The 14,608-nt window shown below is 70.2% G+C and carries 17 protein-coding genes; 15 read left to right on the forward strand and 2 right to left on the reverse strand.

What is annotated here, in order from left to right; all coding sequences use genetic code 11:
- Window positions 1-2 precede the first annotated feature (2 nt).
- Window positions 3-932 carry an ROK family protein gene (locus tag D0D37_RS23255; protein ID WP_116202683.1) on the reverse strand — a complete coding sequence of 310 codons (930 nt, stop codon included), beginning with the start codon at window positions 930-932 and terminating at the stop codon, window positions 3-5.
- Between the two features lie 41 nt (window positions 933-973).
- On the opposite strand from D0D37_RS23255, the gene D0D37_RS23260 reads away from it, so the two are divergent.
- Together D0D37_RS23260 and D0D37_RS23265 are read left to right on the forward strand one after the other, a co-directional pair.
- Window positions 974-1,726, forward strand: coding sequence for a creatininase family protein (locus D0D37_RS23260; protein ID WP_116202684.1), 753 nt, complete (start codon window positions 974-976; stop codon window positions 1,724-1,726).
- On the forward strand, window positions 1,723-2,850 hold the full coding sequence (locus D0D37_RS23265; protein ID WP_116202685.1) for a mandelate racemase/muconate lactonizing enzyme family protein: 1,128 nt from the start codon (window positions 1,723-1,725) through the stop codon (window positions 2,848-2,850). Before D0D37_RS23260 ends, D0D37_RS23265 begins: the two co-directional genes overlap by 4 nt.
- 131 nt (window positions 2,851-2,981) lie before the next feature.
- On the opposite strand, the gene D0D37_RS23270 is transcribed toward D0D37_RS23265, so the two are convergent.
- A complete protein-coding gene (locus D0D37_RS23270; protein WP_116202686.1) occupies window positions 2,982-3,638 on the reverse strand; it encodes a hypothetical protein in 657 nt (218 codons plus the stop codon).
- Between the two features lie 557 nt (window positions 3,639-4,195).
- On the opposite strand from D0D37_RS23270, the gene D0D37_RS23275 reads away from it, so the two are divergent.
- The 13 genes from D0D37_RS23275 to D0D37_RS23335 are packed head-to-tail and all read left to right on the forward strand — an operon-like array spanning window position 4,196 to window position 14,593.
- Window positions 4,196-4,705, forward strand: coding sequence for an aromatic-ring-hydroxylating dioxygenase subunit beta (locus tag D0D37_RS23275; protein ID WP_116202687.1), 510 nt, complete (start codon window positions 4,196-4,198; stop codon window positions 4,703-4,705).
- 26 nt (window positions 4,706-4,731) lie between these two features.
- The gene (locus tag D0D37_RS23280; RefSeq protein WP_116202688.1) at window positions 4,732-6,117 is read left to right on the forward strand and encodes an aromatic ring-hydroxylating oxygenase subunit alpha; all 1,386 of its coding nucleotides are present in this window, start codon (window positions 4,732-4,734) and stop codon (window positions 6,115-6,117) included.
- The gene (locus D0D37_RS23285) at window positions 6,114-6,731 is read left to right on the forward strand and encodes an isochorismatase family protein (protein ID WP_116202689.1); all 618 of its coding nucleotides are present in this window, start codon (window positions 6,114-6,116) and stop codon (window positions 6,729-6,731) included. Before D0D37_RS23280 ends, D0D37_RS23285 begins: the two co-directional genes overlap by 4 nt.
- Window positions 6,731-7,921 (forward strand): NADH-ubiquinone oxidoreductase-F iron-sulfur binding region domain-containing protein, encoded by a 1,191-nt coding sequence (locus tag D0D37_RS23290; protein ID WP_116202690.1) that lies wholly within the window; start codon window positions 6,731-6,733, stop codon window positions 7,919-7,921. The genes D0D37_RS23285 and D0D37_RS23290 overlap by 1 nt, the downstream gene beginning before the upstream one ends.
- A gap of 12 nt (window positions 7,922-7,933) precedes the next feature.
- Window positions 7,934-8,128: a ferredoxin gene (locus D0D37_RS23295; protein ID WP_116202691.1), complete on the forward strand. Its 195-nt coding sequence runs from the start codon at window positions 7,934-7,936 to the stop codon at window positions 8,126-8,128.
- Window positions 8,129-8,130: 2 nt separating this feature from the next.
- A complete protein-coding gene (locus D0D37_RS23300; protein WP_116202692.1) occupies window positions 8,131-8,922 on the forward strand; it encodes an SDR family oxidoreductase in 792 nt (263 codons plus the stop codon).
- A 25-nt stretch (window positions 8,923-8,947) separates the two neighbouring features.
- Window positions 8,948-9,958 (forward strand): 2,5-dihydroxypyridine 5,6-dioxygenase NicX family protein, encoded by a 1,011-nt coding sequence (locus D0D37_RS23305; RefSeq protein ID WP_116202693.1) that lies wholly within the window; start codon window positions 8,948-8,950, stop codon window positions 9,956-9,958.
- Complete coding sequence (locus D0D37_RS23310; RefSeq protein WP_116202694.1) at window positions 9,955-11,058, forward strand: DODA-type extradiol aromatic ring-opening family dioxygenase; 1,104 nt, start codon at window positions 9,955-9,957, stop codon at window positions 11,056-11,058. The genes D0D37_RS23305 and D0D37_RS23310 overlap by 4 nt, the downstream gene beginning before the upstream one ends.
- Entirely contained in the window at window positions 11,051-11,911 is an 861-nt protein-coding gene (locus D0D37_RS23315) for a nitrilase-related carbon-nitrogen hydrolase (protein ID WP_116202695.1), read from the forward strand. Before D0D37_RS23310 ends, D0D37_RS23315 begins: the two co-directional genes overlap by 8 nt.
- A complete protein-coding gene (locus D0D37_RS23320) occupies window positions 11,908-12,189 on the forward strand; it encodes a hypothetical protein (protein WP_116202696.1) in 282 nt (93 codons plus the stop codon). Before D0D37_RS23315 ends, D0D37_RS23320 begins: the two co-directional genes overlap by 4 nt.
- Window positions 12,186-13,007: a GntR family transcriptional regulator gene (locus tag D0D37_RS23325; protein ID WP_116202697.1), complete on the forward strand. Its 822-nt coding sequence runs from the start codon at window positions 12,186-12,188 to the stop codon at window positions 13,005-13,007. The genes D0D37_RS23320 and D0D37_RS23325 overlap by 4 nt, the downstream gene beginning before the upstream one ends.
- A 16-nt stretch (window positions 13,008-13,023) precedes the next feature.
- Window positions 13,024-13,794: a maleate cis-trans isomerase family protein gene (locus D0D37_RS23330; RefSeq protein ID WP_116202698.1), complete on the forward strand. Its 771-nt coding sequence runs from the start codon at window positions 13,024-13,026 to the stop codon at window positions 13,792-13,794.
- Window positions 13,795-13,798: 4 nt separating this feature from the next.
- Window positions 13,799-14,593 carry an SDR family oxidoreductase gene (locus D0D37_RS23335; protein WP_116202699.1) on the forward strand — a complete coding sequence of 265 codons (795 nt, stop codon included), beginning with the start codon at window positions 13,799-13,801 and terminating at the stop codon, window positions 14,591-14,593.
- Window positions 14,594-14,608 lie beyond the last annotated feature (15 nt).

Below are 14,608 nucleotides of genomic sequence, written 5' to 3' on the forward strand. Positions count from 1 at the left end.
GCTCAGAGCTTCGACAGGACCAGACCGGCGCCGCCGAGGAGGGCCAAGTCGTCGGCAGGGCTCTCGTTCACGACCACGCGCGGCGGTTCGGCGCCGGTGGCCCACGACGAGTCCTCGCGCAGCCGCTGCTCGATGCGGGCGCGGAAGAGGTCGCCGCCCTCAGCCGCTTCGCCGTGCAGGACGAACAAACCCGGAGCGAAGAGCTGTTGGATGTTCACCAAGCCGAGCGCGATGTTGCCCGCGTACTCGTCCAGCAGCGGGTCGCCGGCGAGCTCGCGCACTGTCTGGGCGGCGAGGCCGCGCCGCTGGGCTTCGCCGCGCAGCCACGGCGTGGTCGCGACCGTTTTCCAGCAACCGCGCGCACCGCAGGTGCATTCGCGTCCGCTCGCGGCGACCGTCATGTGCGCGCCGCTGCGTCCGCCGGGCGGGGCGAGGACTTCGCCTTCGAACAGGAGGCCGACGCCGAGCACTTCGCCGGTCGAGACCGAAGCGAACGTGCTGCGGCCCCGGCCCGGCCCGAACCAGCGGTCGCCGAGGACCTGCAGGCGGGCGCGGTGCTCGACGTGGACCGGCGCCCCGGCCAGGCCGCCGAGTACTTCGGCGATCGGGTAGCCGTGCAGCGCCGGCACCTCGTGCACCTCGATGATCGTGCCCGCGGCGGCGTCGACCAGTCCGGCGGAGGCGACGCCGATCGCGGCCGGCGCGGTCGGGAACCGGGCGACCTCGGCCAGCGCGGCCGCGATGCCCGCTGGGGAGGCGGTGCGCGCGTAGGTCGCTTCCGCGCGCCACTGCACCGCGCCCGCCAGATCCAGCAGTGCGGCGCGGACGCGGCCAGGGAGCAGCTCGACCGCGCCGAGCGCCGGCCCGGCCGCAGAGGGCGCCGCGACCGGCGCGGGAACGAGCCGCAGGGCCGGGCGTTCGCCGGAATTCATGCGGTCACGATGCCACGCGCCGCGCCGAGAAGGGAGGCCAGATGTCCGAACTGACGCAAATGACCTGGCGGGAGACGCGCGCCGCCGGCCGCTCCGCGATCGCGGTGCTGCCGATCGGCTCGCAGGAACAGCACGCCGGGCACCTGCCGATGGGCACCGACACGATGCTCGCCGAAGCGGTCACCGATGCCGCGCTGGCCCGGCTCGGCGGCGACCCGGAGGTGGTGCGGCTGCCCGCGCTGCCGTTCGGGCACAGCCCGCACCATCTGTTCGCGGCGGCGGTGTCGCTGCGCGCGTCGACGCTGCAGGCGGTGCTCGACGACGTACTGGACTCGCTGGCCACCAGCGGATACCGGCGCGTGGTGATCGTGAACGGCCACGGCGGCAACGACGAGATCATGCGGCTGGCGGTGAAGCAGTATGCGCTGCGCGCGGATGTCGCGCTCGCGGCGTGCTCGTACTTCTCCGTCGGCGACGGTCAGGTGCCGGGCCACGCGGGCATGTTCGAGACCTCGCTCATGCTCGCAGCGCACCCGGACCTGGTGCGCCCGCCGGAGCCGCGGCCGGTCGTCGAACCGCCGCCGCTGTTCTACGACGCGCCGTATCCCGGGCTGACCGTGGAACGGCACGGCGAATGGGCGCGCGCGGGCGGGACCACCGACGATGCCGCCGCGGCCAGCGCCGCGCACGGCGCAGAACTGCTCGCCGGGCGCAGCGCCGCGCTCGCCGAGGCGATCCGGGCGTTCGACCGGAGCACCCGGGACAGCCACGCATCCACCGAAGGGGCGCAATGAAGATCACCGATGTCGACGTGCAGGTCGTGAACCTGCCGCTGACCAACCCGTTCACCAGCTCGTTCGAGACCAAGACCGGCGAGACCCGCACCGTGGTGCGGCTGCGCACGGACACCGGCGCCGAGGGCTGGGGCGAGACGATGTGGGGCCGCCCGGTCGCCGAGCTGACGCGCAAACTGGGCGCGGAAATGATCGGGACCAGCCCGTTCGCGCTCGAAGCGTTCCACCGCCGCCACCACATGGTCCCGTTTTTCCACGGCTACCTCGGCTACGCCGCGCTCGCCGCGCTGGACGTGGCGTGCTGGGACCTCGTCGGGCGTACGACCGGGCAGTCGGTGACCGATCTGCTCGGCGGGCCGGTGCGCACCGAGGTGCCGATCACCGCGCTGATCACGCGTGCCGACGCGCCCGGCGCGAAAGGCACGGAACTCGCGCAGGGACTGGCCGAGCACACGGCGAAAGTGGTGGCCGAAGGCGGGTTCACGGCGGTGAAGCTGAAGGGCACCCGGGACGTCCGCGGGGACGTCGAGATCCTTCGCGCGCTGCGGAGTGCGCTGCCGGACGTCGAGCTTCGGGTCGACCCCAACGCCGCGTGGTCGGTGCCCGACTCGATCCGCGCTGGCCTCGCGCTGGAAGAGCTGGACCTGGAATACCTCGAGGACCCGTGCATCGGCATCGAGGGGATGAGCCAGGTGCGCGCGCGGGTGCGGATCCCGTTGTGCACCAACATGTGCGTGGTCCGGTTCGAGGAGTTCGCCCCGGCAGTTCGCCTCGGCGCGGTCGATGTGATCCATGGCGATGTGTACAAATGGGGCGGCATCTCGGCCACCAAGGCGCTCGCGGCGCACTGCGAAACGTTCGGGCTCGGCATGAACCTCCACAGTGGCGGCGAACTCGGCATCGCGACCGCCGCGCACCTGGCGGTAGTCGCGAGCACGCCGGTGCTCTCCCGCGCGATCGACAGCATGTACTACCTGCACGCGGACGACATCGTCGCGCCGCTGCAGCTGTCGGACGGCCGGTTGCGGGTACCGTCCGGGCCGGGACTGGGGGTCGAGGTGGACGAGGAGAAACTGGCCTTTTATGCGGCGAAGAACGAGAAGGAGGGCGACTTGACCGGTTGAGCGCACCCGGTGCCGCATTCCCCGGTCGATCTCCCGGACGGCGCTTCTTCGCACGCGAGGCCGACGAAGGTGTTGCGCACGAACTCTCGGAGACGATCGGCAGGTTCCTCGAAGCGTCGGCCGGTACGGGATCACGGCGGTGGGAGGACATCCGCGACGTCGGCGACTTGCTTGAGGAACGAGTCGGAAGGGCTGCCCTTGATCGGATCGATTTCGGCGATGACGACCAGCTTCCCGTCCTGCCGTGACCGGTAGTGCTTTCCGGTGAAACGAAAGCCGCCTGCTTCGAGAATCTCCGTTCCGAACGGGGTGACGTCACCGGATCCGTAGGTGTCTTCCAGCCTGCGGAGCTGTGCGGCTGAATCGGCCGACGGCATTTTCACCCACGTGACCGATCCGGCGATCCTGTTTCCGTCGCTGTCCTGCACGACGAACAGCAACTGGTCAAGCTTCTGGCACGGGTGGCGCAGGAAGTACTGCTGAACCTGGCCGAACGACTGGACGGCGCAGCGGAGATCCTTCTTGATCTCATTCCTGACCTCTTTGAGAGCCAGCCGTCGCCATGCCTCGGCGCGATCTCCCTTCTGCGCGGCCTTCTTGCTGTTGGCCGTGTTCGTCTCGGACACGCTCTTGGTCGTCGCGGCGTCGAGTCCGGCACCGACCGAGGTGACTGTGCCTCCGCCGCTCGCCGCCGCCACGACCGTCGCCAAAGCGGCCGCGGTCAAAACGCCGCCTGTCTTGATCCATCTGCCCTGGGAATCTCTGGGCTGGTTCGGGTTGTAAGGCACGTGCTGCGCTCCTGGGCAGAATCGGGGATAGCGCGACTTTGCCGGAAGAGGAGCCGGTCGAAGACTGCGAGCACGAGAATCACCTGATCGTCTCAGTCTCCGCGGCCCGCCGTCGCACATTGACATGCTCGACGGCCTGCCGCAGGAACTCGACAGCTGGCCTATGTGGGTCCCGACGCCTACCGGGTGCGCGTGCACCCCGCGACGACATCGCTCCGCACTCTCGCGCCGACCAGCCCCGGGAGCATTGCTAGATCTCTGTACGGCCGGCATGGGAACACCGGCGACCGCAAATAAACAGGCTCGCCGCCGGGTGAGGCGAAACCGGTTGTGCTGACTGAGTTTCAGCCCCGGACGGCATGACCGCGGCTGCCTTGCGAGGTTGGATTCCGCGATGGGGCCAACGGCGAGGCGTCGTTTGCCCGCGGAAGGTCGAGAGCGGCGGGTGGGATGCCGACGTGGCGATCGTCGTCGGCAGCTGCGAATCCTCCTCTCGAGATCTTGGCATCCAAAAGTGTATCCACTATGGTGGGCACCAACCGGCGAAGGGAATCCGCATGAGTGGCCCTACCTCCGATCTCCACGCGGAGATCCGTGACTGGATGCACGCCGAGGCCGAGCTTCTCGACGACGGCTTCGAGCGCAAGTGGCTGGAGACGATGGTCAGCAAGGACATCGTGTACCAAGTTCCGTTGCGGCAGACGGTCGAACGCGCTCGCGGGGCGGGCTGGGTCGACGGGACCTACCACCTCGACGAGCGCTACGGGTCGCTCGAAACCCGGGTCGCGCGCAACGAGACGCAGTACGCCTGGGCCGAGGACCCGCCGTCGCGGATCCGGCACTTCGTCACCAATCTGCGGGTCCGCGAGGACGCGGACGGGCTGGTCCGGGCGCGGACGAACCTGCTGGTCTACCGCACCAGGCAGGACGGGGTCGTTCCGCAGATGCTGTCCGGCGAGCGCTGGGACACGCTGCGCCGCGAGGACGGCGTCCTGCGGCTGCTCGAGCGGCGGGTGCTGCTCGACCTGACCGCCATCGGCACGCACAACCTGTCCATCTTCTTCTGACCCGGCCCCACGGAAGGCATTCTGCGATGACCCAGACGACCCCTCCCGCCACGGCGGCGGACCGCATCCTGGCCGAGCTCGCCGAAGGGCTTCCGGCGGGCGAGATCCCGGCGACGCTGTACGGCAACGCCGAGCTCTACCAACGCGAGAAGCGCAACATTTTCGCCCGCTGCTGGGTGTATCTCGCGCACGAGTCCGAGATCGCCGCGAAGGGGGACTACGTCCTGCGCAAGATCGGCGAGGACTACTTCGTCGTCGTGCGCGACGAGGACGGCGGCATCAACGTGCTGTTCGACGCGTGCCGGCATCGGGGCGTGCAGATCTGCCGCGCGGACGCGGGCAACACGTCGCATTTCCGCTGCCCGTATCACGGCTGGACGTATGACACCAAAGGCAATCTCGTCGGCGCGCCGTTGTGGAAGAACGCTTTCGGCGGAATGGACAAGTCCAAGAACGGCCTCGTCGGGGCGGCGAAGGTGGAGAGCTACCACGGTCTCGTCTTCGCGACGCTCGACGCTTCGGCTCCTCCGCTCAAGGAGTACCTCGGCGGCATGGCCTGGTATCTCGACTTGGTCTTCGGGCTCAACGAGCACGGCGTCGAGGTGCTGGGCGCGCCGCAGCGGTTCGTCATCGACGCGAACTGGAAGTCCGGCGCGGACAACTTCTCCGGCGACGATTACCACCTGGGCACGCTGCACAAGTCCGTCTGGGAGATCGGGGCGTTCCCGGTTCCGTTCGCCGCCAACATGATGGGCTACCACATCCAGGCCTCGCCCGGGCATTCGCTGTCTTTCTCGATGGCTCCCGACGAGGACGAGCCCGGCCCGCGCTTCTTCGGTTTTCCCGAACGGCTCGCGAATTCCTTCACCAGCGACCGGATCAGCGACCACCAGCTCGACGTCGCCCGGCGTTCGCGGGTGTTCGTCGGCAACGTCTTCCCGAACTTCTCCATCCTCGCGCTCCCGATGACCGAGGACGGATCGCACTACCCGCCGACCGCGGTGCTCACCGTCCGGACGTGGCAGCCGATCAGTGAATCGAAATTCGAGATCTGGAACTGGTTCCTGGGCTACAAGAACATGACCGCCGAGGAAAAGGACCGATCCTACCGCGCCGGGCTCGGCACGTTCTCGATGGGCGGCGCGTTCGAAATGGACGACACCGAACCGTGGATCACCGTCGCGCGCACCGGCCGCTCGACCGCCGCGGAAGTGCTCGGCATGAAGCTGAATTACCAGATGGGCATGCCCGGGGTCGGCATCGCGCATCCGGTGAGCGAATGGCCGGGCCCGGGCACCGTGTACTGGACGCGGTACGAGGAAGGCGTGCAGCGCAACCTGTTCCGCTTCTACCACGACATGATGACCGCTGAGGCGGGGTCGTGGCCCGCGCTGAAGTTCGAGGACGAATGACCGTGCACGCCTACGACGCGGCGCTCTTCGGCGGAGCGGTCGGGCTCGGTTCGCGCCCGGCGGTCGTGGTCGTCGACCTCGTCGCCGGGTTCACCGACCCGGCCTACCCTCCCGGCGCGGACCTCGACGAGGTCGTCGCCGCGACGCGGTCGTTGCTCGATCGGGCGCGCGCGAGGCGGCTGCCGGTCGTCTTCACGACGATCGCGTTCGCCGAGGACGGCGCGGAAGGACGGGTGTGGCGGCGGAAGATGCCCGCGCTCGACTGCCTGGCGGAGGGCTCGGCGGCGGTAGCGGTCGACGAACGGCTTGCGCGGCGGCCGGACGAGCCGCTGGTCGTCAAGCGCACCGCATCGGCGTTCGGCGGCACCGGATTGCCGGCGCTGTTGGTGTCGCTCGGCGCGGACAGCCTGATCGTCGCGGGTGCGACGACGTCCGGCTGCGTCCGGGCAACGGTCGTTGACGCTTGCATGGCTGGTTACCGCACGGTCGTTCCTCGCGAGTGCGTCGGCGACCGGCATGCCGGGGCACACGAAGCGAATCTCTTTGACCTGCAAGCGAAATACGCCGATGTCGTCTCGCTCGCGGACCTCTTCGACCGGTTGGAGGCGGCCTGATGCAGGCAGGAACCTATCCGGGCATTGAGCCTCGGCTGGTCGTCGGGGCTTCAGCGACGCGACGGCTGAGCGCGGCCGAGGAGCGGGACGCGTACACCCCGGTCGACTCTGCGAAGGTGCTGGCCGAGCTGGAGCGTTCCGGGCTCCGCGGCCGTGGCGGGGCCGGGTTCCCGGCGGCGGTGAAATGGCGGGCGGTCGCCGCGGCCGATCGGTGCGTCGTCGTGGCCAACGGGGAAGAGGGCGAACCGGCGTCGTTCAAGGACCGCTGGCTGCTCACCCATCGCCCGCACGCGGTACTCGACGGCCTGCTCGTCGCCGCGGACGTGGTCGGCGCGCACCGGGCGATCATCTACCTGTCGCATCCCGAAACCGTCGAAGCCGTCCACGGCGCGCTCGCGGAGCTACCAGCCAGCTTAGCCGCGCGGGTGGAGATCTTCGTGGTCGAACACCGATACGTGGCGGGGGAGGAAAGCGCGGTCGTCCGGGCCATCAACGGCGGACCGGCGTTGCCGACGGCCAAACCGCCGCGGGTCTTCGAAGCGGGCGTCGACGGACTGTCCACTTTGGTCAGCAACGTCGAAACGCTCGTCCACGCCGCCTGGATCGCACGCCACGGCGCCGACGCATTCCGCCAGTACGGCACCGAATCGTCACCCGGCACCGCACTGATCACGTTGACCGGTGCGGACGGAAACGCTGGGGTGTACGAGGTTCCGTTCGGGCCGACACTGCGCGAGCTGTTCCGCGAATGCGCCGGTACCGACCCAGCGGATGCGCCCGGACTGCTGATGGGCGGATGGTTCGCCGGTGTGGCGCGCCCCGGCGACGTGCTCGACGCGCAGTGGTGTTTCGACGCGATGGCCGAGGCGAAGTCCGCCGTCGGATGCGGCTCGGTCACCGTGCTGGGCGCGGGCGAACGGGTCGGCGCGGTCGCGGCACGCCTGGCCCGTTGGTACGCGCAGGAGTCCTCGCAGCAGTGCGGGGTGTGCCGCAAGGGCACCGACGCGATCGCGGCGGCGCTGTCCCGGATCGACAACGAAGCACCGGAAGCAGCCGACCTCGGCAACTTGCGGCGGTGGGGGACCAGCCTGCGCGGCAAGGGAGCGTGCGCATTCCTGGACGGGGCCGCCAACCTCGCCCGGACCAGTCTCCCGCTGCTCGAAATCCCTGTCTCCCCGTCTATTTCCTGAAGGGCTCACCTGATGAAAGCGTTCCTCGATTCGACAAAGTGCTCGGGCTACGGCGCGTGCGCCGACGCCTGCCCGTCCGTGTTCGAGGTCGACGAGTTCGGCTTCGGCGCGGTCATCGGCGACGGCACGGTGCCCGCCGGGGACGAGGACCAGGCCCGCGCGGCCGCCACGGCCTGCCCCGAGGCCGCGATCCGGGTCGAGGACTGAGCATGGACCTCGGACTGGCCGGCAAGACCGCCCTCGTCACCGCCGCGAGCAAAGGCATCGGCTACGCCGTCGCCGAGCGGTTCGTCGCCGAAGGCTCCCGCGTCGCGATCAGCTCGCGCCCGGGCCCGACGCTCAAGGCAGCGGCCGAACGGCTCCGGGCGCAGGCACCGGATCGCGTTCACGAACTGCCCGCCGACCTCACCGAGGACGGCGCGGGCACCGCACTGGTCGCGGAAGCGATCGAAACGCTCGGGTCGCTGGACATCCTCGTCAGCAACACGCCGGGACCGCGGATCAGCCCGGTGCTCGATCTGTCCGATGAGGACTGGGAAACCGGGTACCGCACGTTGCTGCGCCCGGCCGTGCAGCTTTCCCGCGCCGCAGCGCGGCACATGGCCGAGCGCGGCGACGGCAGCATCGTCTTCCTCACCTCGACCTGGGTTCGCCAGCCCTCCGCCGGTGGTGGCTTGAGCGCGGCGTTCCGGTCGGCGATCTCGTCGCTGAGCAAACAATGCGCGGTGGAACTGGCCGCCGACGGCGTGCGCGTCAACCAGGTGCTCCCCGGCGCGACGGCCACCGACCGGATGCGGGACATCGCCACCGCGAAGGCCGCCCGCAACGGCACGACGGTCGAGCAGGAAATCGCCGAGGTCGTCTCCGCCATCCCCATCGGACGCTGGGCCGAGCCGGAGGAAATCGCCGACGCGGTGGCGTTCCTCGCTTCGCCCCGCTCGGCGTTCACCACCGGGCACGCGCTGTCGCTGGACGGCGGCGCGGTCCGCGCAACGCTCTGAAACCACGAGTAGACAAGGAAAACACATGCCGAAGAGCCTTCGTCAGCTGTTCGTCGAACAGTTCCGGCGGTGTCGGCTGACCGCCGACGAGACCGTCGCGGTGATCAGCGAGCACGGCAAGAAGCAGGAGTACGTCGATGCCGCGGTCGGCGCGGCGCAGGACCTCGGCGCGGGCGCTCTCGTGCTGACCGCGTCGAGCCTGTCCGAGCCCACCCTGCCGCCGTACAAGGGCGACGGGCGGGAAGTCCCGGCGCTGCTGGCGGCGGCGGGGGAGGCGGATTTCGTCGTGGACGTGACCGTCGGCGGGCTGATCCATTCGAGCGTCCGGACCCGGATCACCGGCAACGGCAAGCGGATGCTGTTCGTCGCCGAACCGGCCGCGGTGCTCGAGCGGCTGATGGGCGACGAAGACTTGCGGGCGCGAGTGGAAGCGGGCGGGCGCAAGCTGAAGGCCGGCCAGCAGTTGCGCGTGACCAGCAAAGCGGGCACGGACCTGATCGCGGACATCAGCGGCGACGACCTGCCGGTGACGCACCAGTGGGGCTACGTGGACGAACCCGGCCGGTGGGACCACTGGCCGAGCGGGTTCGTCGCGTGCTTCCCGCGCGACCGCAGCGCGCAGGGCACTATCGTGCTGCAGCCCGGCGACGCGTTGATCCCCTGGCAGCGGTATGTGCGCGACGAGGTCGCTTTCACGATCGAGAACGGCTTCATCACCGGCATTGACGGCAGGCTCGACGCCCAGGTCCTGCGCGACTATTTCGAGGCGTGGCAGGACCCGGAGGTCTACGCGGTGTCGCACATGGGATGGGGCCTGCACCCGATCGCGAACTGGTCGGCGTTCGAGGTCTACGAACCGCGTTCGCTCTACGGCCAGGAACTGCGGTCGACGCCGGGCAACTTCATGTGGTCGACCGGCCCGAACCGGTTCGCCGGCCGGGAAACCCCGGCGCACCTGGACATCCCGATGCGCGGGTGCACGGTCGAGATCGACGGCGAAGCGATGACCGTCGACGGCGTCCTGGCGGAATCGTGAGCGCCGTGGACCGGGCCGGGCTGGAAGCCGCGATCCTGCGGCTGGCCCGCGACCGGACGCTGCTGGCGGCGTTCCAGGCCGATCCGGAAGGCGTCGCGGAGTCGATGGGGCTCGACGCGGGCTGGGCCCGCAGCATCGCCGAGGGCGACCGGGACCGGCTGCGCTCGGCGGGCGTCAACGACGGGATCACGATCCTGGTCAGCCGGTGGTTCAAGGCCGACCTGGGCGACTCGGCCAGCTCGGGCGCGTTCACCCTGAGCGACGCGCCGCTGCCCGCCCCGGACGTGCCCGCCGGGCTGGTGTTCGCGGGCGGCTGCTCGCACGTGCCGGACCTGCTGGCGCGGCCGGAGATCGACCCGGCGGACGGCGTCGACCGGCTGTCGGACAGCTACGCCCGGCTCGGGAAGGCGCTCGCGGCGGCCGAACCGGATCTGCTGCTGACCACCGCGGACTGCCATTTCCAGAGCTTCGAAACCGGGGCGTTCGTTGTCGGGACCGCCGCGACGCACACCGGGTCGATGGAGTTCTTCGGCCGCCCGGACCTGGACATCACGCTGACCGGCGAGCCGGAGTTCGCCCAGCGGGTCGTCGCCGCGGTGCGCGAGGCGGGGCTGGAGGTCGAGCCCGCACCCGAGGTGCAGCTCGACCACGGCCTGATCGTCCCGCTGCGCCAGGTGCTTCCCCGGCCGGACCTGCCGGTCGTGCCGATCATCACGCAACCGGCGCGGACGTTCTCCCCGTGGGGCGCGCGTGCGTTCGGCCGGGTCCTGCGCGACGTCGTGGCCGGCAGCGGCAAGCGCGTCGCGTTCCTCGCCACCGGCGGTCTTTCGCACTGGCTGGACCCCGGCCACTTCGGGCACGTGGACGTCGAGTTCGACACGCACATCCTCCGCGCGCTGCAGGAGGGACGCGGTCTCGAACTGGCGGACCTCGAACCGTTCGCGCTGCTCAGCCACGGCCAGTACGAGTTCCTGAACTGGCTGATCATGCTCGCGCTCGCCGGTCCCGGAATCCGCGGCGAAGTGTTCGCCTACGAACCGATGGAAGCCTCCGGCGGGGGATGGACGGTGGCCAACATGCTGCTCCCGGACCATGACTAGCCTCCGGATCGGCCTCACGCAGTGGCACGCGACGCGCGACGTCGAGCGCAATCTGGACGTCGCGTGCCGCCTCGTGGCCGACTGCGCGGCGGACGGGGCGGACCTGGTGCTGCTGCCGGAGAACGGCCTGATGCTGGGGACCAACACCGAGATGCGGGCCGCGGCGATGCGGCTCGACGGACCGGAGCTGACCCGGCTCGGGGCAGCGGCGGCGGCCGAGCGGGTCTCGGTGGTGCTCGGCGGGGCGAAGCTGATCGGCATTGACGGGATCGTGCGGAACACGGCGGTCGTGTTCGGCCCGGACGGGACCGTCGCGGGCGGGTACGACAAGATCCACCTCTTCGACGCGAACGTCGGCGGCCAGTCCTTCGAGGCGTCCGGAGTCGAGCGAGCGGGCGACCAGCCCGTCCTACTGCGCGTCGGCGGCGTCAAGGTCGGTCTCACGATCTGCTACGACGTCCGGTTCCCCGAGCTGTTCCGCGCACTCGCCGCGGCCGGTGCGGAAGTGCTGCTCGTGCCCGCGGCGTTCACCGCGGTCACCGGAGCGGCGCACTGGGAGACGTTGCTGCGGGCCAGGGCGATCGAGAACGCGGCCTTCGTGGTCGCGTCGGCGACCGTCGCGGGCTCGCCGGACGACGCGTTCCCCACCTACGGGCACGCGCTGGCGGTCGGTCCCTGGGGCGAGGTGCTCGCGGATTTGGGGACCGCACCGCTGGCCTGCCGGGTGATCGGGCTCGACCTCGCTACGGTGGCTCGAACGAGAGCGAAGCTCCCGGTGCTGCGAGGGGTCCGCCCCGGGGCCTATGCGCGGCAGCCGGTGACGATCTCCGCGAACCAAGGAGGGGAGCCATGACCGACGAGCAGGCCGCGCGCCCGCCGGAGGACGAGACGGTGCAGCCGGTCGGGGAGCCGATCGGCATCGCCAACGAGTTCACCGGCGTCCGGATCCAGAAGGTCCGCACACGCAACGGGGAACGGCTCGAGGTGACGACGCCGAAGCACGGCCACCGGGTCCTGCTCGACGCGATGCAGCTGGAGATCATCTCGACGCTCACCCCGGAGGCGTTCACCGAGCTGATCGCCCGCCGTCTCGGCTCGCATGTCGAGGAAGAGCGGGGGGAGGCGCGGTGACCGAGCCGAAGACCCGGGCGGGCACCACCGTCGACGACATCTACCAGGTGCTGCGCGAACGCATCATCGAAGGCACCTACGGTCCGAAAACCCGGATGTCCCAACGGGATCTGGCCGAGGACCTGGACGTCAGCCGGACCCCGCTGCGCGAGGCGCTGCGCCGGCTGGAAGCAGACGGGCTGCTCGTGTCCGAGGCCAACCGCGGCATGCAGGTGGCTCCGATCGCCAACGCCGACACCGAGCAGCACTACGCGATGCGGCTGCTGGTCGAGCCCCCGGTGATCGCCGCGCTCGTCGACGAGTTCACCGAGGCCGACCTCGAAGCGATGCGCGAGGTCCTCGACCGGATGGTGGCGGTCGTCGACCGCACCCGGGAGTTCCAGGAAGCGCACCGGCACTTCCACGACGTGGCGCTCGTGCGGTACCCGCCGGCGATCGCCGAGCTGACCCGGTCCCTGCACACGATGATCTACCGGCACCAGCGGGCGTACTTCTCCCGTCCGCGCGCGCCGGAGGAGATCCTGCGCACCGACGAGGCGTTCCTGGCCGCCATCGCCGCCAGGGACTCGGGTCTGGTGCGCCAGCTCCTCGAATTCCATCTGCTCGACGCCGCGCTGGGCCTGGTCCTCGACATCGACCCGGACCACCGGTTCGACGCGGTCCTGCTCGCGCTGCGCGGCCAGGGCATCACCCTGGACCACGACGAAAAGGGCTGCGTCACGCGACCCGCCCGCGTCGGCTGGGTGCGCCTGGACGCGGCGCGGATGCCCGCCATCACCACCACGAACCTCGTGTACGAGCCGAGGTCGGAGACCTAACGTTGAGAGAGGCCCCGTGACGTTCCCCCTGTCCGGTCCCGCCGCGCACCGCGTCGGCTTGATCGTTCCGAGTTCCAACACGACGATGGAGACCGAGATCCCGGCGATGCTGCGCGCCCGCGAAGCGGTCCGGGCCGACCGGTTCACCTTCCACTCCAGCCGGATGCGCATGCAGCACGTGACCCCGGCCGAGCTGAAGGCGATGGACGACGATTCGCTGCGCTGCGCGGTCGAACTCGGCGACGCGGACGTCGACGTGATGGCCTACGCCTGCCTGGTCGCGATCATGGCACAAGGCCCGGGCTACCACCGCGAGTCCGAGTCCCGGCTCACCGGGTGCGCCCGGGCGCAGACCGTATCGGACGTGCCGGTGCTCTCCTCGGCCGGAGCCCTGATCAGCGCGCTGCGGCACCTCGGCGCGCGCCGGATCTCGGTGATCACGCCGTACGTCGAGTCGCTGACCAAGCTGGTCTGCGACTACATCGAGGCCGAGGACATCACCGTGCACGATTCGATCTCGCTCGGCGTGCCGGACAACCTCGAGGTCGGCCGGCTCGATCCCGCGCAGTTGCTCGACCTGGCGGCCAAAGTGGACACCCGAGGCGTGGACGCGCTGGTGCTCAGCGCGTGCGTGCAGATGCCTTCGCTGCCCGCGATCCAGCCGGTGCAGGACCGGTTCGACATCCCGGTGCTGTCGGCGTCGACGGCCACCGTGTGGCAGACGCTGACGACGCTAGGACTCGAACCGGTGGTCCCGGACGCGGGCCTGCTGCTCGCGGGAGCGTGACAGAATGGGCTTGTTGGAAGGGAAAACGGTCGTCTTCACCGGGGCGGGCGCGGGGATCGGCCGGGAGGTGGTCCGGCATTTCGTCGGTGAAGGCGCCCGCGTGGTCGCGGTCGACCTGTCCCCGGCGGTCACCGGGCTCTCGGACGAACTCGGCGACGCGGTGCTGCCGATCGTCGGCAACGTCAGCGATCCGGCGGTCAATCAGTCCGCTGTGGACGCTGCTGTCTCGGCATGGGGAAAGCTCGACGTGTTCGCGGGCAACGCCGGGGTGTACGACGGAGCCAAGCCGCTGGAAGAGATCGAGCTGGACACGCTGCCCGCGGCGTTCGGCGAGCTGATGAGCGTCAACGTGCTGGCTCCGCTGCTCGGCGTGCGAGCGGCCTTGCCGCATCTGATCGCTTCGCGGGGGTGCGTGATTCTCACGGGTTCTTTCGCGACTTACCACGCCTCCGGCGGCGGACCGTTGTACACCGCGTCGAAGCACGCGGTGCTGGGCCTGGTTCGGCAGCTGGCCTACGAGTTCGCCCCGGACGTACGGGTGAACGGTGTAGCGCCGGGCGTCGCACCGACGAAGCTGCGGGGCGTCGGAGCGCTGGGACAGGAACCGGCGGATTCCGTGCTGGACGGCACAGCTGCGGCCCTGCCGACGCAGGAGGTGCCTGCGCTGAGCGACTTCAACGGCGTCTTCACGCTGCTCGCCTCGGACCAGTCGCGCGCGATGACCGGGACGATGGTGCCGGTGGACAGCGGGCTGGGGGTGCGCGGACTGGCACGGCCGGGCGGGCGGGTCGGACGCTGACCCATGGCCGACACC

Source organism: Amycolatopsis circi (assembly GCF_003385235.1).
Taxonomy (GTDB): Bacteria; Actinomycetota; Actinomycetes; order Mycobacteriales; family Pseudonocardiaceae; genus Amycolatopsis; species Amycolatopsis circi.

Bases quoted from the DNA above. Each gene is read 5' to 3' on its own strand.
- D0D37_RS23255 (WP_116202683.1), bottom strand. From the start codon at position 932: ATGAATTCCGGCGAACGCCCGGCCCTGCGGCTCGTTCCCGCGCCGGTC.
- D0D37_RS23260 (WP_116202684.1), top strand. From the start codon at position 974: ATGTCCGAACTGACGCAAATGACCTGGCGGGAGACGCGCGCCGCCGGC.
- D0D37_RS23265 (WP_116202685.1), top strand. From the start codon at position 1,723: ATGAAGATCACCGATGTCGACGTGCAGGTCGTGAACCTGCCGCTGACC.
- D0D37_RS23275 (WP_116202687.1), top strand. From the start codon at position 4,196: ATGAGTGGCCCTACCTCCGATCTCCACGCGGAGATCCGTGACTGGATG.
- D0D37_RS23280 (WP_116202688.1), top strand. From the start codon at position 4,732: ATGACCCAGACGACCCCTCCCGCCACGGCGGCGGACCGCATCCTGGCC.
- D0D37_RS23285 (WP_116202689.1), top strand. From the start codon at position 6,114: ATGACCGTGCACGCCTACGACGCGGCGCTCTTCGGCGGAGCGGTCGGG.
- D0D37_RS23290 (WP_116202690.1), top strand. From the start codon at position 6,731: ATGCAGGCAGGAACCTATCCGGGCATTGAGCCTCGGCTGGTCGTCGGG.
- D0D37_RS23295 (WP_116202691.1), top strand. From the start codon at position 7,934: ATGAAAGCGTTCCTCGATTCGACAAAGTGCTCGGGCTACGGCGCGTGC.
- D0D37_RS23300 (WP_116202692.1), top strand. From the start codon at position 8,131: ATGGACCTCGGACTGGCCGGCAAGACCGCCCTCGTCACCGCCGCGAGC.
- D0D37_RS23305 (WP_116202693.1), top strand. From the start codon at position 8,948: ATGCCGAAGAGCCTTCGTCAGCTGTTCGTCGAACAGTTCCGGCGGTGT.
- D0D37_RS23315 (WP_116202695.1), top strand. From the start codon at position 11,051: ATGACTAGCCTCCGGATCGGCCTCACGCAGTGGCACGCGACGCGCGAC.
- D0D37_RS23320 (WP_116202696.1), top strand. From the start codon at position 11,908: ATGACCGACGAGCAGGCCGCGCGCCCGCCGGAGGACGAGACGGTGCAG.
- D0D37_RS23335 (WP_116202699.1), top strand. From the start codon at position 13,799: ATGGGCTTGTTGGAAGGGAAAACGGTCGTCTTCACCGGGGCGGGCGCG.